Genomic DNA, 20,775 nt, shown 5'->3' with positions numbered 1-20,775 from the left:
ATAAGTACAAGCATATATTGGAACAAGCTAGGCGTAAGGGAGGCTTGTTCCAATATGCGTGTATCAAATGTAACAGTTAGGAAACGACTTATTTTTATACTTATATCGGGTATACTCATTTTCACCATTATCGATATTCGTCTTGGATATGTGCAATTTTTTCTTGGAAATATGTTAACGGATCGTGCGAAGGATTCATGGAGTCGTAATATTACTTTTGAACCAGAGCGAGGGAAAATTTTAGATCGAAATGGTGTGGAGCTTGCTACGAATAAAAGTGCACCGACCGTCTTTGTTGTGCCGAGGCAAATTGAAAAACCAGCAGAGACTGCAGAGAAGTTAGCTGCAGTATTAGGTGTGGAAAAAGATGATATTTATAAGCGGATTACAAAAAAAGAGTCGATTGTAAGGCTTGATAAAGGCGGAAGGAAAATATCGCATGACAAAGCGAAAGAAGTACGCGGATTAAGTTTAAAGGGTGTGTACATCGCAGAGGATTCTATCCGGTACTATCCATTCGGTAATTTTTTATCACACGTATTAGGATTTGCGGGCAGTGATAATCAAGGGCTTATGGGACTAGAGAAATATTATGATAAAGAGCTAAATGGTGATAAAGGTCATGTGCGATTTTTTGCAGATGCAAAAGGACAGAGAATGCCTAACGTTGGAGATGATTTCAAAAAACCAGAAGCTGGCTTGAATTTAGGATTAACAATTGATTCACGCATTACGAGGATTATGGAAAGAGAAATGAATATTGCGGAATCAACGTATAATCCTGATGGTATGATAGCAATTGCAATGAATCCGAAAAATGGTGAAATTTTAGGTATGTCAAGTCGGCCAAGTTTTGATCCAGCAGATTTCCAAAGTGTTTCTCCCGAAGTATATAACAGAAACTTACCTGTATGGAGTACGTATGAGCCGGGGTCAACATTTAAGATTATTACATTAGCTGCAGCCTTGAATGAAAATTTGGTAGACTTAGAGAAAGATACGTTTTATGATGATGGAGCAGCTGAAGTCGGTGGAGCTAGATTGCGATGTTGGAAAGCTGGAGGCCATGGTAGCCAAACGTTTTTAGAGGTAGTTCAAAACTCTTGTAACCCAGGATTTATTGAACTCGGTGATCGTCTTGGTAAAGATCGATTGTTTAAATACATTCGCAATTTCGGGTTTGGACAGAAGACCGGAATTGACTTACAAGGTGAAGGTAGCGGGATTTTATTTAATTTAGATAAAGTTGGTCCAGTCGAGCAAGCGACGACTTCATTTGGGCAAGGTGTTTCTGTTACACCGATTCAACAAGTAGCAGCTGTAGCGGCCGCTGTAAATGGTGGAACTTTGTATCAGCCATATATAGCGAAGGAATTTATTGATCCGAAGAATAATCAAGTTGTCAGCAAAAAGACACCTGTTGCGAAAAGGGAAGTTATTTCCAAGGAAACTTCAGAGAAAGTTCGTTACGCATTAGAGAATGTTGTAGCGAAAGGTTCTGGTAAAGGGGCTTATATTGATGGATATCGTGTAGGTGGAAAAACTGGAACTGCTCAAAAGGTGAAAGATGGAAAATATTTGGATAATAACTATATTGTATCATTTATCGGTTTTGCTCCAGCCGACGATCCGCAAATTGTTGTTTATGTGGCAGTGGATAACCCAAAAGGAGTCACTCAATTTGGTGGAGTTGTAGCAGCACCTATTGTTGGGAATATTCTTCGTGACGCACTTCCTGCAATGGGAGTGGAACCGAGAAAAGAGCAAGTTGAGAAAGAATATAAATGGGGCGATACACCAACTGTGGAAGTTCCGAATTTAATTGGTATGAAAAAGAAAGATTTACAAACGCAACTTGTAGACTTGAAGCTTGATATAAGTGGTGATGGTGGGAGAGTAATTAAACAATCACCAGAAGCAGGAGCTAAAGTAAAAGAGGGTTCAAAAGTTAGAATTTACTTCGGGAATTAAAGGTAACTGATTGTGTTTTATGGTACAATTGGTGGAAGTGAGTTCTTTATAGAAAAATTGCTTTATTTGAGACGATAAGTGTCTCATTAATAAATAAATCTATTGATTAGACTATAGTAGCACTTACCTCCTATTTTTATATAACTAGGAGGTAATGTGTTACTTGCTAAAATAAGAGATAAATAAACAATGTAGAGAGGGTTTAGTGAAATGAAGTTGCATACACTTGTATCATGTTTGCATGATTTTCCAGTTGTTCCAAAAGAAAATCCAGAAATAACATCTATTGAAGCTGATTCACGTAAAGTGAAAGAGGGAAGCTTATTTATATGTATGAAAGGATATACGGTTGATAGCCATGACTTTGCTAAGCAAGCAGCCGCACAAGGAGCGGCTGCTATTGTTGCGGAAAGACCAATTGATGTTGACGTTCCAGTTGTACTTGTGAAAAATACTTTTCGTTCGTTAGCGGTTTTAGCTGATTATTTTTATGGCCAACCAACACACAAGTTACATTTAATCGGTATTACAGGTACAAATGGAAAGACAACAACATCGCATATTATGGATGAAATTATGCGCGCACATGGTCATAAAACAGGGCTAATTGGAACGATTAATATGAAAATCGGTGATGAAACATTTGAGGTGAAAAATACAACACCAGATGCACTAACACTTCAACAGACGTTTTCAAAAATGGTTGAACAAGGTGTGGATAGTACAGTAATGGAAGTTTCGTCTCATGCTTTAGATCTTGGCCGTGTACACGGGTGCGATTATGATGTTGCAGTATTTACGAATTTAACACAAGATCATTTAGACTATCATAAAACGATGGAAGAATATAAACATGCGAAAGGGTTGCTTTTTGCACAGCTTGGCAATAGTTATCATCATAATCGTGAAAAATACGCTATATTAAACAGTGATGATCCAGTGGCAGAAGAGTATATGAGAAGTACAGCAGCTACTGTTGTAACATACGGTATAGATGTTGCAAGCGACATTATGGCACGAGATATCGTAATGACGAGTGGCGGTACAACATTTACACTTGTAACACCGTATGAAACTGTAAATGTTACGATGAAATTAATTGGTAAGTTTAATGTATACAATGTGTTAGCTGCTACAGCAGCAGGTCTTGTTTCAGGAGTGAGCTTACAAACAATTATTGATGTAATTAAAGAGCTTGCTGGCGTTCCTGGACGTTTTGAAGTTGTTGATGGTGGACAAAATTACACAGTTATTGTTGACTATGCACATACACCTGATAGCTTAGAGAACGTACTAAAAACAGCAAAACAGTTTGCAAAAGGTGATGTATATTGTATCGTTGGTTGCGGTGGAGATAGAGATAGAACGAAAAGACCAATAATGGCAAGTGTTGCAACCGAATATGCAACTCATGCAATTTACACATCAGATAATCCAAGAAGTGAAGATCCGAAGGCTATTTTAGATGATATGGTAAATGATGCAAATGGGAATAATTATGAAGTAATTGTTGATCGAAAAGAAGCGATACGTTCCGCTATCTCGAAAGTGAAAGCAGAAGATATTATTATTATTGCTGGTAAAGGGCATGAAACGTATCAAATTATTGGTAAAGAAGTTCATCATTTTGACGATCGTGAAGTTGCTAAAGAAGCAATCACGGAGCGTTTAAACAACGAAGTGTAACAGCATGAGAGGAGGACTACATGTGCTTGAACAAGGTTTATTAGTAACGGCTGGGGTAGCATTCTTAATTTCTGTTGCCCTTTCGCCATTATTTATTCCATTTTTAAGAAAGTTAAAGTTCGGACAGAGTATTCGTGACGAAGGACCGAAGTCACATCAAAAGAAATCAGGGACACCAACGATGGGTGGTATTGTCATATATGTATCTATGATGGTGACTACGCTTATTATGGCGATTAAATTTAACAATTTAGGTGCAGAAGTATCATTGTTATTATTAGTTACATTTGGGTACGGATTAATCGGATTTTTAGATGACTACATAAAAGTAGTAAAGAAAAGAAATCTTGGTTTAACATCAAAACAAAAATTGATTGGTCAGCTTGTAATTGCTATTGCGTTCTTTTTAATTGGAAAAGGGCAAGCATTTCACACTTATATCATGATTCCGGGAACTGATGTTAAATTTGAATTAGGCTGGGCATATTTTGTTCTTGTATTATTTATGCTTATTGGTGGATCAAATGCGGTTAATTTAACAGATGGTTTAGATGGTTTATTATCAGGAACAGCTGCTATTGCATTCGGAGCATTTAGTATTATTGCTGTAGCTCAAGAACAATTTGGGGTAGCGATTTTCTGTATGGCAGTTGTAGGAGCTGTACTTGGCTTTTTAGTATTCAATGCGAATCCAGCGAAAGTATTTATGGGGGATACAGGTTCTCTAGCTTTAGGTGGTGCTATCGCAGCTGTAGCGATTTTGTTAAAACAAGAATTGTTACTCGTTATTATTGGCGGCGTATTCGTAGCGGAAACTTTATCTGTTATTATCCAAGTTATTTCGTTCAAAACAACAGGAAAGCGTGTCTTTAAAATGAGTCCATTACATCATCATTATGAATTATGTGGTTGGTCAGAGTGGCGCGTTGTTGTAACGTTTTGGTCTGTAGGATTTTTATTAGCTGTGCTAGGAATTTATATCGGGGTGTGGATGTAATTGAAAACTGTAACTGAATATCAAAATAAAAATGTTCTTGTATTAGGTATTGCTAAAAGTGGTTATGCAGCAGCTACTTTATTAAAAAAATTAGGGGCAAACGTCATTGTAAATGATGGGAAACCATTAGTGGGTAATGTGCTTGCTGCTGAGTTACAAGCGGAAGGAATGGATGTTATATGTGGTGGGCATCCGTTAGAATTGCTGGAGAGAAACATTTCACTTGTCGTAAAAAACCCAGGAATTCCATATTCTAATCCACTCTTAGTGGCGGCGAAAGAAAAACAAATTCCAATTGTAACTGAGGTTGAATTAGCATATCGCATTTCAGCAGCACCGTTTGTTGGGATTACAGGATCTAACGGCAAAACAACAACGACAATGTTAACGTTTGAAATGTTAAAAGAAGGACAAAAGCACCCAGTTATTGCGGGGAATATAGGTACTGTAGCTTGTGAAGTTGCACAATTGGCGAAAGAAAATGAAGTTGTCGTTACGGAACTTTCATCGTTTCAATTGATGGGAGTGGAATCGTTCCAACCAAAAATTGCAGCCTTTTTAAATTTATTTGAAGCGCATTTAGATTATCACGGGACGAAGAAAGAGTATGGTTTGGCGAAAGCGAATATTTTCAAAAACCAAACTGAAACAGATTATAGTGTAATTAACGCAGATGATGCAGATGTCATGGCGTTATCGGCATATAGTAAAGGACAGAAAGTATTATTTTCGACGACGAAAGAAATTGAAGATGGTGCGTATATAAAAGATAACGCTCTTTATTTTAAAGGCGAAAAAGTAGTTAAAGTAAGTGATATTGTTTTACCTGGTAAGCACAATTTAGAAAATATTTTAGCAGCAATGAGTGTTGCTAAATTACTAGGTGTTTCTAATGAAGCAATTACTGCTGTGTTAAAAAGTTTTACAGGTGTAAAACATCGCTTAGAATATGTAACAACGATTAATAATCGTAAATTTTATAATGATTCAAAAGCGACGAATATGCTAGCGACAGAAAAAGCATTATCTGCATTTACACAACCGATTGTATTATTGGCTGGTGGACTTGATCGTGGTAATGAATTTGATGATTTAATTCCATACTTTAAACATGTCAAAGCGATTGTAACATTTGGACAAACTGCACCAAAATTAGTAAGAGCTGCAGAAAAAGCAGGATTAGATGTAATTGAAAGTGTCGATACTTTAGATGATGCAGTAGTGAAAGCTTATGCTCATTCTACCGATGGTGATGTTATTCTTCTTTCACCAGCATGTGCAAGCTGGGATCAATTTAAAACATTTGAAGAAAGAGGAGACATTTTTATACAAGCTGTGCATAAACTTATATAAAGTAAATCAAAACATCAGTAGGCTAACACCTACTGATGTTTTGTTACATAGGGCAAAAGGTTCTGCCCAAAGAGGTGGTGTTCATGGGTAATGAAGAAAACGCCTGATTTTATTCTCATCATCGTTACACTTGCGTTGTTAACAATCGGAATGATTATGGTTTATAGTGCGAGTGCGGTTTGGGCCTCTTATAAAATGGGGGATTCATTCTTTTTTGCAAAAAGACAATTGTTATTTGCAAGTCTTGGGGTAGTAGCTATGTTTTTTCTAATGAAAATTGATTATTGGGTGTGGCGTACGTATTCAAAAGTAATTTTGCTAGTTTGTTTCGTTCTTCTTATTCTCGTTCTTATTCCTGGAGTAGGTCTCGTTCGTGGGGGGGCGCGAAGTTGGATTGGAATCGGGGCATTTTCTATCCAACCGTCAGAGTTTATGAAATTCGCGATGATTATTTTCTTAGCAAAATTTTTAGCGGAACGACAAAAATTAATTACATCTTTTAAACGAGGTTTACTACCGGCTCTTAGTTTTGTATTTCTTGCTTTTGGGATAATTATGTTACAGCCAGATCTTGGTACGGGAACGGTAATGGTTGGGACATGTATTATTATGATATTTATTTCGGGAGCAAGGGTCTTTCACTTTGCAATGTTTGGTTTGCTTGGTGCAGCGGGATTTGTAGGGTTAATTGCATCAGCGCCATATCGAATGAAACGCATCACATCATATTTAGATCCGTGGTCGGATCCACTCGGAAGTGGATTTCAAATTATCCAATCGTTACTCGCAATTGGACCTGGTGGTTTATTTGGGCTTGGACTTGGACAAAGTAGACAAAAATTTCTTTATTTACCTGAACCACAAACAGACTTTATATTTGCAATCTTATCCGAGGAATTAGGTTTTATTGGTGGTTCATTTGTGTTATTATTATTTAGTCTATTATTATGGCGTGGGATTCGTATAGCATTAGGAGCGCCAGATTTATATGGTACGTTTTTAGCAGTAGGTATTGTGGCGATGATTGCGATTCAAGTAATGATTAATGTTGGTGTTGTAACAGGACTGATGCCTGTTACGGGTATTACTTTGCCATTTTTAAGTTATGGTGGATCAAGTTTGACCTTAATGTTAATGGCAGTAGGTGTATTATTGAATATAAGTCGCCATTCTCGCTATTAAACCCTGTTTAAAAGACAGGGTTTTTCGTGTGTGTGTGAAAATACAATATGTATATAGAAATAAATACGATTGAATAAGAACAGGGAAGTGGAGGAATCAGTAGTGCGAGTATTAGTAAGTGGTGGGGGTACTGGAGGACATATTTATCCAGCTCTTGCTTTAATTAGAGAAATAAAAAAACTAAATCCAGAAGCAAGGTTTTTATACATTGGTACAGAGAATGGATTAGAGAGTACCATCGTACCGAAAGCGGGTATTCAGTTCCAATCTATTGTTATAAGTGGATTTAAACGAAAAATATCTCTTGATAATGTAAAAACAGTGATGCGTTTCCTAAAAGGTGTTCAAGATAGTAAACGATATATTCGTCGTTTTAACCCTGATATTGTGATTGGCACGGGTGGATACGTATGTGGGCCAGTTGTATATGCTGCGGCTAAATTAGGTATTCCGACTATTGTACATGAACAAAATAGTGTACCTGGTGTAACGAATAAATTTTTAAGTCGTTATGTCGATAAAGTTGCAGTTTGCTTTGAAGCAGCTGCAGAACATTTCCCACAGTCAAAAGTGGTTATGACAGGTAATCCACGTGCATCAGAAGTAATGGACCAAAATGGAATGAAAGGAAAACGTTCGGTAGGACTATCCCCTTCTAAAAAATCCGTGCTTATTTTTGGTGGGAGTCGCGGGGCTAGACCGATTAACGATGCTTTTGTAGAAGCGATTGAACAATTTGGGAATAAAAGTTACGAAGTATTATATGTAACAGGCGAAGTACATTATGATAAAGTTATGGAAGCCGTGAAACAAAAAGGGAATCCGAATAATGTTATTATTAAACCTTTTATTCATAATATGCCAGAGGTACTGACGGGTGTAGATCTTGTTGTTTCAAGAGCAGGGGCTACAACGCTTGCAGAATTAACAGCGTTAGGAAAGCCAAGTGTATTAATTCCAAGTCCGTATGTAACAAATAACCATCAAGAAAAAAATGCACGATCAGTTGTTGATAAAGGAGCAGCTAAAATGCTACTTGAAAAAGATTTAACATCTGAAACGCTTATTCGTGACATTGATGAGATTTTATTGGATACACAAACATTACAAAATATGAAACTGGCTACTAAGCAACTTGGTATTCCAGATGCAGCAAATAAGCTATATGAAGTAATGAACAAGCTTATTAAAAAATAACATTAGGTGAACGCCCTGCATATTACTGTAATAAGGAGACTTAATATGGGGGAGATTGTCTATGGAACAATTAGTAAAAGAGCTTTTAGAAGCAAATGTTGGTCGCGTGTTAGTTAATGAACCGTTAGCGCGTTACACGACTATGAAAATAGGCGGACCAGCTGATATTTTAATTGTGCCAAAGCATGTTGCTGGTATTGAGAAGACGCTAGAGTTAGTAAAGAAGTACAAGACAGGGTGGACTGCAATTGGTCGTGGTTCAAATCTTCTCGTATCTGATCAAGGTATAGAAGGTGTGGTTATTCGTTTAGGAGAAGGATTAGACCATTTAGAAGTCGAAAAACATAGAGTAAGAGTTGGTGCTGGATATCCCCTTATTAAATTGTCAACTTTACTTAGTCGACAGGGATTAGCGGGCTTGGAATTTGCAAGTGGTATTCCAGGAAGTGTTGGCGGTGCAGTGTATATGAATGCAGGCGCTCATAAGTCCGACATATCGAGTGTATTAACGAAAGCTCGTATTTTGTTTGACAATGGAACAATTAATTGGTTGACGAATACCGAAATGGGATTTTCTTATCGCACATCTGTATTGCAAATGAAACGCCCTGGTATTGTTTTGGAAGCTGAATTCCAATTGGAGGTAGGCGAACGCGAGGAAATTGTAAGAAGCATGCAAAAGAATAAAGAGTATCGCCGTGAAACGCAGCCTTGGAATCACCCTTGTGCAGGAAGTATATTTCGAAATCCAGTCCCATATTTTGCAGGAGATTTAATAGAAAAATCAGGGCTTCGTGGCTATAAAATAGGTGGAGCTCAAATTTCTGAAATGCATGGGAATTTTATTGTTAATACTGGTGTGGCTTCAGCGCAAGATGTATTAGACTTAATCGTATTGGTAAAGCGTACAATTAAGGATAAATTTGGTGTTGATATGCATACAGAAGTAGAAATAATTGGAAGATAACGGTTGTTCGTTCCGCTCATTATCATTTATGTTATAATAAGAAGATAAGAACGGCATGAGGAACATGCCGTTCTTTATGTTACATAGGGGGATCGTACATGAAAAATAGTAAAGTGATTGAACTACAAGATCGTGTACCAAAATTAAAGAATCAAAAGAACAAGAATACGAAACCTGTTAATCATCGGTTAATTTTATACATATCGATTTTATTTTTATTAGTACTCTTTTTAATTTATTTTCGGTCTCCGCTTAGTAATATAAAAAAGATAAGTGTGTTTGGAAATCATTATATGACAGATGAACAAGTTATGAAGGAATCAGGTGTGACATATGATACGAGTTATTTCCGAGTAACAGCACATAAAGCAGAAGAAAACTTAACGAAACGAAAAGAAATTAAAGAGGTAAATGTAAAAAAACGTTTCCCAAACAAAATTGATGTTCATATCGAAGAATATTTGACAATTGGCTATATAAACAAAGATGGGAAATTACAACCGTTATTAGAAAATGGGAAAACACTCGATGTACTTCCGAACGGAAAACTTCCAGTTGCAGCACCAATTTTTGAACCGTTTAAAGAGGAAAAAATGAAGGAATTAATTGCAGAACTAGAAAAATTAACGCCGACTATTTTAAGGTCTATTTCTGAGATTCGTTATACACCAACGAACGCAAATGAAGATCATCTTACTTTATATATGAATGAAGGATATGAAGTGAGCACCACTATTCAAAATTTCGCAAAGCGAATGGAAACTTATCCACTTATTTTAAAAACAATTGAACCTGGTAAGAAGGTTTTAATTGACTTAGAAGTGGGTGCATATACGAAGGAACTAGGTGCTGAAGAAAAGAAAGAATAGAATGATAGTTTTTACTGCGTTATTACGTATGAAATGAAACAAACGTTCTTTTATATGGATGCTAATTTGCAAGAATGCTTAATTTGATGAAAAAAATGTAAATTTTCTTAGATTCATACTAGGATTGGTACAAGTTTCACTTTTCTACAAGTACATCTTAGTGTAGACTTATACTTGGCGGTAATCTTTACACTTGAAATATAATTATTTCAAGATAGAGCAGTTATTCACAGGTTACTGCGATATTCTTAAATGAATGTTAAATAAAAATAAGAAAAATATAAGGTTAAAAAAGGGAAACGTATAAAGACGTTGAATATTTTTCTTATAAATAGTAAAGTTGCGATTGTTGTTCCATATATTGAGTTGTATGGTATAAATAAAGAAGGAGGTGCCAAAGAATGAACAGCAATGAAATATATGTTAGTCTTGACATCGGTACATCCAATGTTAAAGTCATCATTGGTGAAATGGTTAATGACAGCTTAAACATTATTGGTGTTGGAAACGTAAAATCAAATGGTTTGAAGAAGGGATCGATAGTTGATATAGATGAAACTGTTCGATCAATTAAAAAAGCAATTGAACAGGCTGAGCGCATGGTGGGTATCCACATTGAGCAAGTTGTAGTAGGTGTCAATGCAAACCAGGTACAGTTGCTCCCGTGTCACGGAGTAGTCGCTGTTTCAAATGAAGATCGTGAAATCGGGAATGAAGATGTCTTACGCGTTCTAGATGCAGCGCAAGTTGTGTCAATTGCTCCTGAACGTGAATTTATTGATGTGGTACCTCGACAGTTCATTGTAGACGGTCTTGACGAGATTAACGATCCACGCGGGATGATCGGTGTAAGATTAGAAATGGAAGGTACACTTATTACAGGCTCGAGAACTTTACTACATAACCTACTTCGTTGTGTAGAAAAAGCAGGTCTTGAAATTGTTGATATTTGTCTGCAACCTTTAGCGGCAGCGACAGTTGCGTTATCTTCGGATGAAAGAAATAGAGGGGTAGCCCTTGTTGATATGGGTGGAGGATCTACGACCTTATCTATTTTTAAAGATGGAGAGTTGCAAGCAACGAGCGTATTGCCATTAGGTGGAGATCATATAACGAAGGATATAGCGATTGGGCTGAAAACTTCAACAGAAAATGCAGATCAAATTAAGCTGAAATATGGACATGCTTTTTATGATACAGCATCTGAAGAAGAGATGTTTACGGTTCCTATTATGGGAAGCGATCAAACAGAACAATATTCTCAGTTGGAATTATCGGATATAATAGAGGCTCGTGTAGAGGAAATTTTAATGTTTGTTCAAGATGAAGTGCGTAAGTTAGGAGTAAAGCAAGTAGCTTCTGGATATGTACTAACTGGTGGGATAGCTTCTATGCCAGGTATTCTTGATCTTGCATACGATATTTTACATGAAAATGTTCGTATAGCAACTCCTGATTATATTGGTGTTCGTGAGCCTCAATATACAAGTGGAGTTGGATTAATTAAACATTCTTATCAAAAAGCTAAATTACGTGGGAAAAATGTGCAGGAAAAGCAAGAACATTTTGAACCAGTACCAGCACCAATGCCGGTACAACAGCAACCTGCGAAACAAAAAACTCGTAATCAAAACAATACTAATCAAAATGATGACCGTATGATGTCAAAAGTAAAACGTGTATTCCGTTATTTATGGGATTAAAATTGGACACGAAAAATGAGGTTCTAGGGGGATTTCGACATGTTAGAGTTTGATACTACTCAAGATCAATTAGCGAATATAAAAGTTATCGGTGTCGGCGGTGGCGGAAACAATGCTGTAAACCGTATGATTGAACACGGTGTACAAGGTGTAGACTTTATCGCTGTGAATACTGATGCACAAGCATTAAATCTATCAAAAGCTGAAACGAAAATGCAAATTGGTGGAAAATTAACGCGTGGACTTGGTGCAGGCGCAAACCCTGAAGTAGGGAAAAAAGCTGCAGAAGAAAGTAAAGAACAGATTCAAGAAGCGCTTCGTGGCGCGGATATGGTCTTCGTAACTGCTGGTATGGGTGGCGGAACTGGAACTGGTGCAGCTCCAGTTGTTGCTCAAGTTGCAAAAGAACTAGGCGCGTTAACAGTTGGTGTTGTAACACGCCCATTTACATTTGAAGGGCGTAAACGTGCAACTCAAGCTGCATCTGGTATTGCGTCATTTAAAGAAAATGTAGATACACTTATTGTAATTCCAAATGATCGCTTATTAGAGATTGTTGATAAAAATACGCCAATGTTAGAAGCGTTCCGTGAAGCAGATAACGTATTACGTCAAGGTGTTCAAGGTATTTCTGATTTAATTGCTACACCAGGTCTAATTAACTTAGACTTTGCAGACGTAAAGACAATTATGTCTAATAGAGGTTCTGCTTTAATGGGTATCGGTTCTGGTAATGGTGAAAATCGTGCTGCTGAAGCTGCGAAAAAAGCGATTTCTAGTCCATTACTAGAAACATCTATTGATGGAGCTCAAGGTGTTATTATGAACATTACGGGCGGCGCAAACTTAAGTTTATATGAAGTACAAGAAGCAGCAGACATTGTAGCTTCAGCTTCGGATCCAGAAGTAAATATGATCTTCGGTTCTGTTATTAATGAAGGATTAAAAGATGATATCGTTGTCACTGTAATTGCAACTGGTTTTGATGATAGTGCTTCGATGCAGCCACCAAAACCAATTATCCGTCCGACTGCGAATCATTCACAACAGCAACAACAGCCAGTAGCTCAACCTTCAAAACAACGTGAAGTTAAGCGTGAAATGAAACGTGAAGAGCCGGTTGTGCATGATCGTCATACAGATTCAGATGACATCGATATTCCAGCATTCTTACGTAACCGTCGTAGACGATAAAAGAAAAGGAGCTTTCATGCTCCTTTTTTTGTTGTCTAAATGGAAAAGATCTGCTAAGCAGATCTTTTTTTATTATTTTGCATATGGAGAGTCCAGTCCTATTTTTAAGCTATAAGCTGTGATAAATAAAGTGAAAATTTAATTAGTTGGGGTTGTTCATCCAAAAATGATTGTTAGCCCGACTCCCACTTAACTTCTGTACTTTTGTATAGCTGAATTTTGAGGCAGGGGTCTTACTGCCCGCAAATAGCAAGATAAATTTTGTATATATATATAATTCAATTATTATGTATACAAGTAAGAAATTTATATTATTCTATGAAAAATACACTTTTATTTTTTACCGACAGATTATGTCTAGAAATCACAAAATAACAAAAAAATCCCTCCACCAATTGACACACTTTCCTATTGGATATGCATTATACTAGTCTCAACTTAAAAAAAGAGGTGAATTGTTTGGTTGTTTACGCCGACATTGTTTGGTTGTTAAACGCCTGCATTGATTTTCTTTTACTTTTATTAACAGCCACCGTGTTAAAAAAGAGAATCAAAAGATGGAGGCTTGTGTTAGGGGCATTTATAGGTTCAACTATTGTTATTTTCGCCTTTACGCCTTTTGCTTCTATGATGACACATCCAATTATGAAACTATTGTACTCGTTACTTATTGTGTATACAGCATTTGGGTTTTCGACATTTAGAAATTATGCACAAACTGTTTTTACTTTCTATTTTGTAACCTTTATGGTTGGTGGAGGATTAATTGGAACGCATTACTTTTTGCAAACGAACGAAATGGTAAATGGATTAGTTCAATCTAAATCAGTTTCTTACGGTGATCCAATTAGTTGGTTGTTTGTTATTTTTGGTTTTCCAGTAATTTATTATTTTTCTAAAAAGCGTATAGAAAGCGTAGAGGTCACAAAGATACACTATGATCAAATCGTGAAAGTGAAAATTCAATTAGCTGGAGAGGAACTAGAACTAGCAGGCCTAATTGATAGTGGGAACCAACTTTATGACCCGTTAACGAAAACACCCGTTATGATTATGCATATTTCATCATTAGAACATTGTTTGCCAGCTTGGTTAACAGAACAAATTTATTCCAAAACAGAAATTCCTCAAATACCAGAAAATGATTCTGGATGGGCGACGAAACTACGTTTAATTCCTTTCCGAGCAGTAGGAGTAGAGAATCAATTTTTATGGGCAATTAAGCCAGATTGTGTGCGAGTTTATCATGAAGGTAGTTCGATTGTTGTAAACAAAGTACTGATTGGATTAAATACACAACAATTATCTACCAATGGAGAGTATCAATGCATTGTACATCCGAAAATGTTGATTTCGCAAAAGATGGTAATTGCTTAATTATGAGAGGCGGGATAATATGGTGAAATTTAAATTTTATTTGGTATACCTTTGGTATAAAGTATTGCTGAAATTAGGAATTAAGACCGATGAAATTTATTATATTGGCGGAAGTGAAGCGTTGCCACCGCCGTTAACGAAAGAAGAAGAGGCAGTTCTTTTGAATAAATTACCAAATGGAGATCAAGCTGCGAGGTCGATGCTTATTGAACGTAACCTACGGCTTGTTGTATATATAGCAAGAAAATTTGAAAATACAGGGATCAATATTGAGGATTTGATTAGTATAGGAACAATTGGTCTTATTAAGGCAGTGAATACATTTAATCCAGAAAAGAAAATTAAATTAGCAACATATGCATCTCGTTGTATAGAAAATGAAATTTTAATGCATTTGCGTCGAAATAATAAAAATCGTTCGGAAGTTTCTTTTGATGAACCGCTTAACATTGATTGGGACGGAAATGAACTGTTATTATCAGATGTTTTAGGTACAGATGATGACATTATTACAAAAGATTTAGAAGCTACTGTAGATCGTCATCTTTTAATGAAAGCATTGCATCAATTAAACGATCGTGAAAAACAAATTATGGAGCTTCGGTTTGGACTCGCTGGTGGCGAAGAGAAGACACAAAAAGATGTGGCTGATATGCTTGGAATTTCACAGTCTTATATTTCTCGTTTGGAAAAAAGAATTATAAAAAGATTACGAAAAGAATTTAATAAAATGGTGTGAAGAATAAGACCAGTCGGTATCTAGACTGGTCTTATTCTCTTTTTGTGCATTAGGAAATATGATGTTTGTGAAAAACGATGGAAAAACCGTATGCATAAAATCCCCTTCAAAGGAAATACTTTACACTGTACAGCAACTCCCGATAGGAGGGAACACTTTGACGAGAAACAAAGTAGAAATTTGCGGTGTTGATACAGCTAAACTTCCAGTACTAAAAAATGAAGAGATGCGTAAATTATTTCGTGAAATGCAAAGTGGAGAGATAAGCGCCAGAGAGAAATTAGTGAATGGAAACTTACGTCTTGTACTGAGCGTCATCCAAAGATTTAATAACAGAGGAGAATATGTTGATGATTTATTTCAAGTTGGTTGCATTGGACTTATGAAATCCATTGATAACTTTGATTTAGGCCAAAATGTAAAATTTTCAACGTATGCTGTGCCGATGATTATTGGGGAAATACGCAGATATTTGCGTGATAACAATCCAATTCGCGTATCTCGCTCATTACGAGATATTGCGTATAAAGCGTTGCAAGTAAGAGAAAAATTGATTGCTGAAAATTCAAAAGAACCAACAGCAATGGATATTGCCAAAGTTCTTGAAGTGACACATGAAGAAATTGTTTTTGCGTTAGATGCTATTCAAGATCCAGTTTCATTATTTGAACCGATTTATAATGATGGAGGAGATCCTATCTTTGTTATGGATCAGTTAAGCGATGAAAAACAAAAGGACGAGCAGTGGGTTGAAGAACTAGCGTTGAAAGAAGGGATGAAGCGTTTAAATGATCGTGAGAAAATGATTATTCGAAAACGGTTCTTCCAAGGAAAGACACAGATGGAAGTTGCCGAAGAAATTGGGATTTCTCAAGCACAAGTATCACGTTTGGAGAAGTCTGCTATTAAGCAAATGAATAAGACGATTCAAGGATAAAGGACCTCACCAGTTATGGTGAGGTCTTTTTTATATATAATATTTTGCGCTCATAGTAGAGTGGGTAGGTTCATATAATGAAAATAAAATGGATGTTCTATTAGTAGCGGTTATATACTGTTTATCCGCTTCGAAATTCGGCTGAAGTAAGAAGTTAGATGGAAGCGGAGCTACCCGTGAAAGTCCGATTAGCATGGACTAATAATCAGTAGGGATGGGAAAAATCCCACTGATTAAGGTTTCACTTTATTTGAGAGCGTACTTACGATTCATGATATAAGGGAGAGGATGAATATGATACGAGTTTCGGAGTTTCAAATGAAGGATGTTGTAAATATTTCAGATGGAAAAAGGCTTGGAAATATTGGAGATATTGATTTTGATATAGACACAGGGAAGATTAGGGCAGTTATTATTTCCAAGCAGACACGTATGCTAGGACTCTTTGGAAAGGAAGTAGAATTTGTGATTCCTTGGGAGCAAATTATGAAAATTGGGGAAGATGTCATACTTGTCAGAGTAGATAATATTAATTCTGTAACAGAATCAATACAAACACCGACAATTTCATAAAGAATATTACAAATTCCTCTTTTTTTTCAGTTGTCATTATGAAAAAATAAAAGTATGGTAAAATAGACAGGAAGTACCATGCTTTTTTCTATTATTTTAATTAAAAGGAGCCGCTTTTATGAGAGAACCATTTAAATATGTGGACGGTATACTGTATTTACAAGCGTGGAAAGAACTTGGAAACATTACTGTTGGATTTACGACAAAAGATGGTGGCGTAAGTACAGGCTCCTTTCATGCGATGAATTTAGGATTACATGTGAATGATATCGTGGAGAATGTTCATGAAAACAGACGCATTTTAGCGAATAAGTTACAAAAACCATTAGAAAAATGGATTTGCTCTGAACAAGTTCATGACCATCATGTTGAGAAAGTAGGAGTGCAAGAAAAAGGGAAAGGCATTTATTCATATGAAGACGGTATTCCAAAAACGGATGGCATTTATACGACTAACAAAGATGTTCTCTTAACATCTTGTTACGCTGATTGTGTTCCGCTCTATTTTTATGCACCATCACATGATATGATAGGACTTGCGCATGCTGGGTGGAAAGGGACTGTAACAGAGATTGCGAAAGAAATGATTCAAAAGTGGAATGCAGAAGGTGTTTCAAGTGATGAAATTCATGTCGCGATTGGTCCTGCAATCGGATCATGTTGTTATGTTGTTGATGATCGTGTATTAACAGCAACACAGCAAGTAGTAAACGGATCTGTTCCCTATAAAGTAATTTCTGATGGTCAGTATGCAATTAATTTAAAAGAAGTTAATCGTATATTATGTGTACAAGCAGGCATAAAAGAAGAACATATTGTAATGTCATCTCTTTGTACAAGCTGTGAAGAACAATTATTTTTCTCTCATCGTCGTGATCAAGGTAAGACGGGGAGAATGTTGAGTTTCATAGGTTTTAAGGAGGAGTGAAGTAAGTGACAGTGCAAGGGAATTTAGTAGATGTAAACGAAGCAATTAAAGAATCTTGTGTACGAGCTGGACGTTCGATGAAAGATATTAAGCTCGTTGCAGTTACAAAAACTGTAGGAATTGAAAAAACAAGCGAAGTAATTGAAGCAGGAATTATTGATTTAGGTGAAAATAGAAATGAAGGTTTCTTACAAAAATACGAGCATTTCGGTTCAAAAGTGAATTGGCATTTTATTGGATCATTGCAAACGAGAAAAGTAAAAGAAATCATTAATGAGATTGATTATTTACATTCATTAGATCGTCTTTCGCTTGCAAAAGAAATTCAAAAACGTGCTGATAAGAAAGTTAAATGCTTTATTCAAGTGAAAACATCATCTGAAGAATCAAAGCAAGGATTGGCGATAGAAGAAACAATTTCTTTTATTCAAAGTTTGCAAGAATTGGATAAGATTGAAGTGGTAGGATTAATGACAATGGCTCCGTTTACAGGAGAAGAGGAAGAGATTCGTCGCTGCTTTAAGGAATTGCGCATGCTACAAACAGAGGTGCAGGAGCTAGAATTATTACATGCACCATGTAAAGAATTATCAATGGGAATGTCAAATGATTACACGATTGCAATTGAGGAAGGCGCTACATATATTCGTTTGGGAACGGTTTTAGTAGGAAAAGCGTAGGAGGAAGGAGAAAGTTATTATGAGTTGGTCAAAAGTAAAATACTTCTTTTTTGACACACCGGAAGAAAAAGAAGCAGCTCAATATAGTTATGAAAAGGAGCAAACAGACATGAAAAAGCAACAAAATCCCCCAGAACAACAAGATGTTCCGTTTGCGAAAGTGCAACCGAAGCAAAATGTAGTGAGTATTGAAACAGCGAAGCAATCTTCAAAAGTTGTTTTACTAGAACCACGCACATATTCGGAAGCGCAAGGCATTTCGGATCACTTAAAAGGTAGACGAGCTGTTGTAATTAATTTGCAAAGAATGTCTACAGATCAAGCTGTACGTATCGTTGACTTTTTAAGTGGTACTGTATACGCTATAGACGGGGATATTCAAAAAATAGGCCCGAAAACATTTATGTGTACACCTGAAAATGTTGATATCGTTGGTGCGATTTCAGAGTTATTCGGTGAAGAAGAAGAGACAAATATAAAGAGGTGGTAATACGCCATGACAACAGTTTTAACAGTGTTACTTACTGCTATCGAGATTTACTCGTGGGCACTAATTATTTACATTCTCCTATCATGGTTTCCTGGTGCAAAGGAATCAGCTTTTGGAGATTTTCTTGCGCGTATTTGTGAACCGTATTTAGAGCCATTTAGGAGGTTTATTCCACCATTTGGTATGATTGATATTTCTCCACTTGTTGCTATTATTGCCTTGAAACTTGCTAGAGGTGGTTTAGTAAGTTTATTCAACTATTTTTTATAGTGTGAGGTTAAATACATGAGCATCTACGAGCATTTTAGACCTGATGAACAGGTCTTTGTGGATAAAGTATTAGAGTGGAAACAGGCTGCTGAGTACCATCAAGTCAAGTTAACAGATTTTCTTGATCCAAGACAGCAACAAATTGTTTCTATGGTAATAGGGCAAGGAGATGTAGCTGTACGGTTTGATGGTGCGATGCCTGAAGCCGAACGGAAAAGAGCACTAATTTATCCAGATTATCTAGAATTAAATGAAGAGGAATTTCAAGTAGAAGTATTAGAAATTGACTACCCTTCCAAGTTTTTCACGCTAGAACATAGGCAAATATTAGGTGCATTCATGTCACTTGGTTTAACAAGGGAAAAATGTGGTGATATTTTGCTTCAAGAAGATCGTGCCCAAATTGCAGTTGCGAAAGAAGTTGTATCCTATATTGAAATGAACTTACAATCAATAGGGAAAATGAAAGTCACACTCTCTCCTATACAAGTAGAGAAAATTTTGCGTGTAGGTGAAAAGTGGGGAGAAAAATCTGGAACAGTTTCGTCACTTCGTCTAGATGTTTTATTAGCTGAAATGCTGCATATATCTAGGCAGAAGGTACAGCCTCTTATAAAAGGTGGCTTAGTAAAAGTCAATTGGAAAACAGTAGAGCAAACTTCGTATGAATGTTTTCCGGGGGATGTTTTCTCGGTTAGAGGGTATGGACGAAGTAAATTATTTTCTGTAGAAGGTAAAACGAAGCGCGACAAATGGAGAGTTTTGTATGGTATACTAAAATGATTGGTTTTTTAGAAGGAAATTCTCTTATTTTGTCGAAGAAAAGATATAATTGAAAGAGGAAATTTAGATAACTACTTGGAGGTGGCGTTGTGCCGTTAACACCATTAGATATTCATAACAAAGAATTTGGTCGCGGATTTCGTGGCTACGATGAAGATCAAGTAAATGAGTTTCTTGATCAAATCATCAAAGATTATGAATTAGTCATTCGTGAGAAAAAAGCTTTAGAAGAAAAGGTTGCACAATTAGAAGGAAAGTTAGACCATTTTTCTAATATTGAAGATACGCTGAACAAATCTATCATTGTCGCACAAGAAGCTGCTGAAGAAGTGAAGCGTAATGCACAAAAAGAAGCAAAATTAATTGTACGTGAAGCAGAAAAAAATGCAGATCGTATCATTAATGAAGCGTTAGTGAAATCAAGAAAAGTTGCTTTTGATATTGAAGAGTTGAAGAAACAAGCGAAAGTATTCCGAACTCGTTTCCGTATGTTATTAGAAACACAACTTGAAATGTTAAACAACGATGATTGGGATAAACTAATTGAATTAGAAGACGAAGTGGACGAGCTGTTGAAAAAAGAAGAAACAGTGTAAGCTTGACGTTTTTCTCATTATTACATATAATTTTAAACAACATATTTATTAAGAAAAACGAAGATAGGGATAAGTACCTTTTTCATACCTTATATAGCGAACTGAGGATGGTGTAAGCTCAGGATAAGGAGATAATGGGAAATATCACCCTGGAGTTCCGCGCTGAACAAATGAAGTAAGCGTAGGCGTATATTCGCGTTAAGAATATAAAGAGGATTTTATGCATACGTATAGGATCTACTAGGGTGGTACCGCGGGAGACTTTCTCGTCCCTTTTTGGGAT

General features: G+C 36.4%; 20 protein-coding genes and 1 other annotated feature. All 20 genes read left to right on the top strand.

Annotated features, from left to right (window positions below):
• The first annotated feature begins 54 nt into the window (after positions 1-54).
• Entirely contained in the window at positions 55-1,971 is a 1,917-nt protein-coding gene (locus tag MR071_RS08190) for a stage V sporulation protein D (RefSeq protein ID WP_105584730.1), read from the top strand.
• 210 nt (positions 1,972-2,181) lie between these two features.
• A complete protein-coding gene (gene murE / locus MR071_RS08185) occupies positions 2,182-3,657 on the top strand; it encodes a UDP-N-acetylmuramoyl-L-alanyl-D-glutamate--2,6-diaminopimelate ligase (protein ID WP_193655671.1) in 1,476 nt (491 codons plus the stop codon).
• A gap of 22 nt (positions 3,658-3,679) precedes the next feature.
• The gene (gene mraY, locus MR071_RS08180; RefSeq protein ID WP_002014738.1) at positions 3,680-4,654 is read left to right on the top strand and encodes a phospho-N-acetylmuramoyl-pentapeptide-transferase; all 975 of its coding nucleotides are present in this window, start codon (positions 3,680-3,682) and stop codon (positions 4,652-4,654) included.
• Complete coding sequence (gene murD, locus MR071_RS08175) at positions 4,655-6,007, top strand: UDP-N-acetylmuramoyl-L-alanine--D-glutamate ligase (RefSeq protein WP_105584732.1); 1,353 nt, start codon at positions 4,655-4,657, stop codon at positions 6,005-6,007.
• Positions 6,008-6,097: 90 nt separating this feature from the next.
• The gene (gene spoVE, locus MR071_RS08170) at positions 6,098-7,189 is read left to right on the top strand and encodes a stage V sporulation protein E (RefSeq protein WP_078184359.1); all 1,092 of its coding nucleotides are present in this window, start codon (positions 6,098-6,100) and stop codon (positions 7,187-7,189) included.
• Between the two features lie 102 nt (positions 7,190-7,291).
• Positions 7,292-8,386: an undecaprenyldiphospho-muramoylpentapeptide beta-N-acetylglucosaminyltransferase gene (gene murG, locus MR071_RS08165; RefSeq protein ID WP_242235674.1), complete on the top strand. Its 1,095-nt coding sequence runs from the start codon at positions 7,292-7,294 to the stop codon at positions 8,384-8,386.
• 61 nt (positions 8,387-8,447) lie between these two features.
• Positions 8,448-9,353, top strand: coding sequence for a UDP-N-acetylmuramate dehydrogenase (gene murB, locus MR071_RS08160; RefSeq protein ID WP_105584734.1), 906 nt, complete (start codon positions 8,448-8,450; stop codon positions 9,351-9,353).
• Between the two features lie 98 nt (positions 9,354-9,451).
• Positions 9,452-10,222, top strand: a complete 771-nt coding sequence (gene divIB / locus MR071_RS08155) for a cell division protein DivIB (RefSeq protein ID WP_105584735.1) — start codon at positions 9,452-9,454, stop codon at positions 10,220-10,222.
• Positions 10,223-10,623: 401 nt separating this feature from the next.
• The gene (ftsA, locus tag MR071_RS08150; RefSeq protein WP_105584736.1) at positions 10,624-11,925 is read left to right on the top strand and encodes a cell division protein FtsA; all 1,302 of its coding nucleotides are present in this window, start codon (positions 10,624-10,626) and stop codon (positions 11,923-11,925) included.
• Between the two features lie 39 nt (positions 11,926-11,964).
• A complete protein-coding gene (gene ftsZ / locus MR071_RS08145; protein ID WP_105584737.1) occupies positions 11,965-13,119 on the top strand; it encodes a cell division protein FtsZ in 1,155 nt (384 codons plus the stop codon).
• 459 nt (positions 13,120-13,578) lie between these two features.
• Positions 13,579-14,496, top strand: a complete 918-nt coding sequence (spoIIGA, locus tag MR071_RS08140) for a sigma-E processing peptidase SpoIIGA (RefSeq protein ID WP_142395765.1) — start codon at positions 13,579-13,581, stop codon at positions 14,494-14,496.
• Positions 14,497-14,515: 19 nt separating this feature from the next.
• The gene (gene sigE / locus MR071_RS08135; protein WP_002128857.1) at positions 14,516-15,235 is read left to right on the top strand and encodes an RNA polymerase sporulation sigma factor SigE; all 720 of its coding nucleotides are present in this window, start codon (positions 14,516-14,518) and stop codon (positions 15,233-15,235) included.
• 157 nt (positions 15,236-15,392) lie between these two features.
• Positions 15,393-16,172, top strand: a complete 780-nt coding sequence (gene sigG, locus MR071_RS08130) for an RNA polymerase sporulation sigma factor SigG (RefSeq protein WP_000197755.1) — start codon at positions 15,393-15,395, stop codon at positions 16,170-16,172.
• A 294-nt stretch (positions 16,173-16,466) separates the two neighbouring features.
• The gene (locus tag MR071_RS08125; RefSeq protein WP_105584739.1) at positions 16,467-16,745 is read left to right on the top strand and encodes a YlmC/YmxH family sporulation protein; all 279 of its coding nucleotides are present in this window, start codon (positions 16,467-16,469) and stop codon (positions 16,743-16,745) included.
• 118 nt (positions 16,746-16,863) lie between these two features.
• Positions 16,864-17,673 carry a peptidoglycan editing factor PgeF gene (gene pgeF / locus MR071_RS08120; RefSeq protein WP_242235670.1) on the top strand — a complete coding sequence of 270 codons (810 nt, stop codon included), beginning with the start codon at positions 16,864-16,866 and terminating at the stop codon, positions 17,671-17,673.
• 5 nt (positions 17,674-17,678) lie between these two features.
• Positions 17,679-18,353, top strand: a complete 675-nt coding sequence (locus tag MR071_RS08115) for a YggS family pyridoxal phosphate-dependent enzyme (RefSeq protein ID WP_105584741.1) — start codon at positions 17,679-17,681, stop codon at positions 18,351-18,353.
• A gap of 19 nt (positions 18,354-18,372) precedes the next feature.
• Complete coding sequence (locus MR071_RS08110; RefSeq protein WP_105584742.1) at positions 18,373-18,843, top strand: cell division protein SepF; 471 nt, start codon at positions 18,373-18,375, stop codon at positions 18,841-18,843.
• 6 nt (positions 18,844-18,849) lie between these two features.
• Positions 18,850-19,113, top strand: coding sequence for a YggT family protein (locus tag MR071_RS08105; RefSeq protein ID WP_002088250.1), 264 nt, complete (start codon positions 18,850-18,852; stop codon positions 19,111-19,113).
• A 15-nt stretch (positions 19,114-19,128) separates the two neighbouring features.
• Positions 19,129-19,896: a YlmH family RNA-binding protein gene (locus MR071_RS08100; RefSeq protein WP_105584743.1), complete on the top strand. Its 768-nt coding sequence runs from the start codon at positions 19,129-19,131 to the stop codon at positions 19,894-19,896.
• Between the two features lie 89 nt (positions 19,897-19,985).
• A complete protein-coding gene (gene divIVA / locus MR071_RS08095) occupies positions 19,986-20,492 on the top strand; it encodes a septum site-determining protein DivIVA (protein ID WP_001131609.1) in 507 nt (168 codons plus the stop codon).
• 51 nt (positions 20,493-20,543) lie between these two features.
• Positions 20,544-20,769 (top strand) — a binding site (T-box leader).
• Positions 20,770-20,775: the final 6 nt, after the last annotated feature.

Origin of the sequence: Bacillus cereus group sp. BfR-BA-01316 (assembly GCF_022664195.1) — a bacterium.
In the GTDB taxonomy this organism is placed as follows: Bacteria; Bacillota; Bacilli; order Bacillales; family Bacillaceae_G; genus Bacillus_A.
The sequence above is the reverse complement of the archived record's forward strand: the minus strand, read 5'-3'. Positions and strand labels throughout refer to the sequence as shown.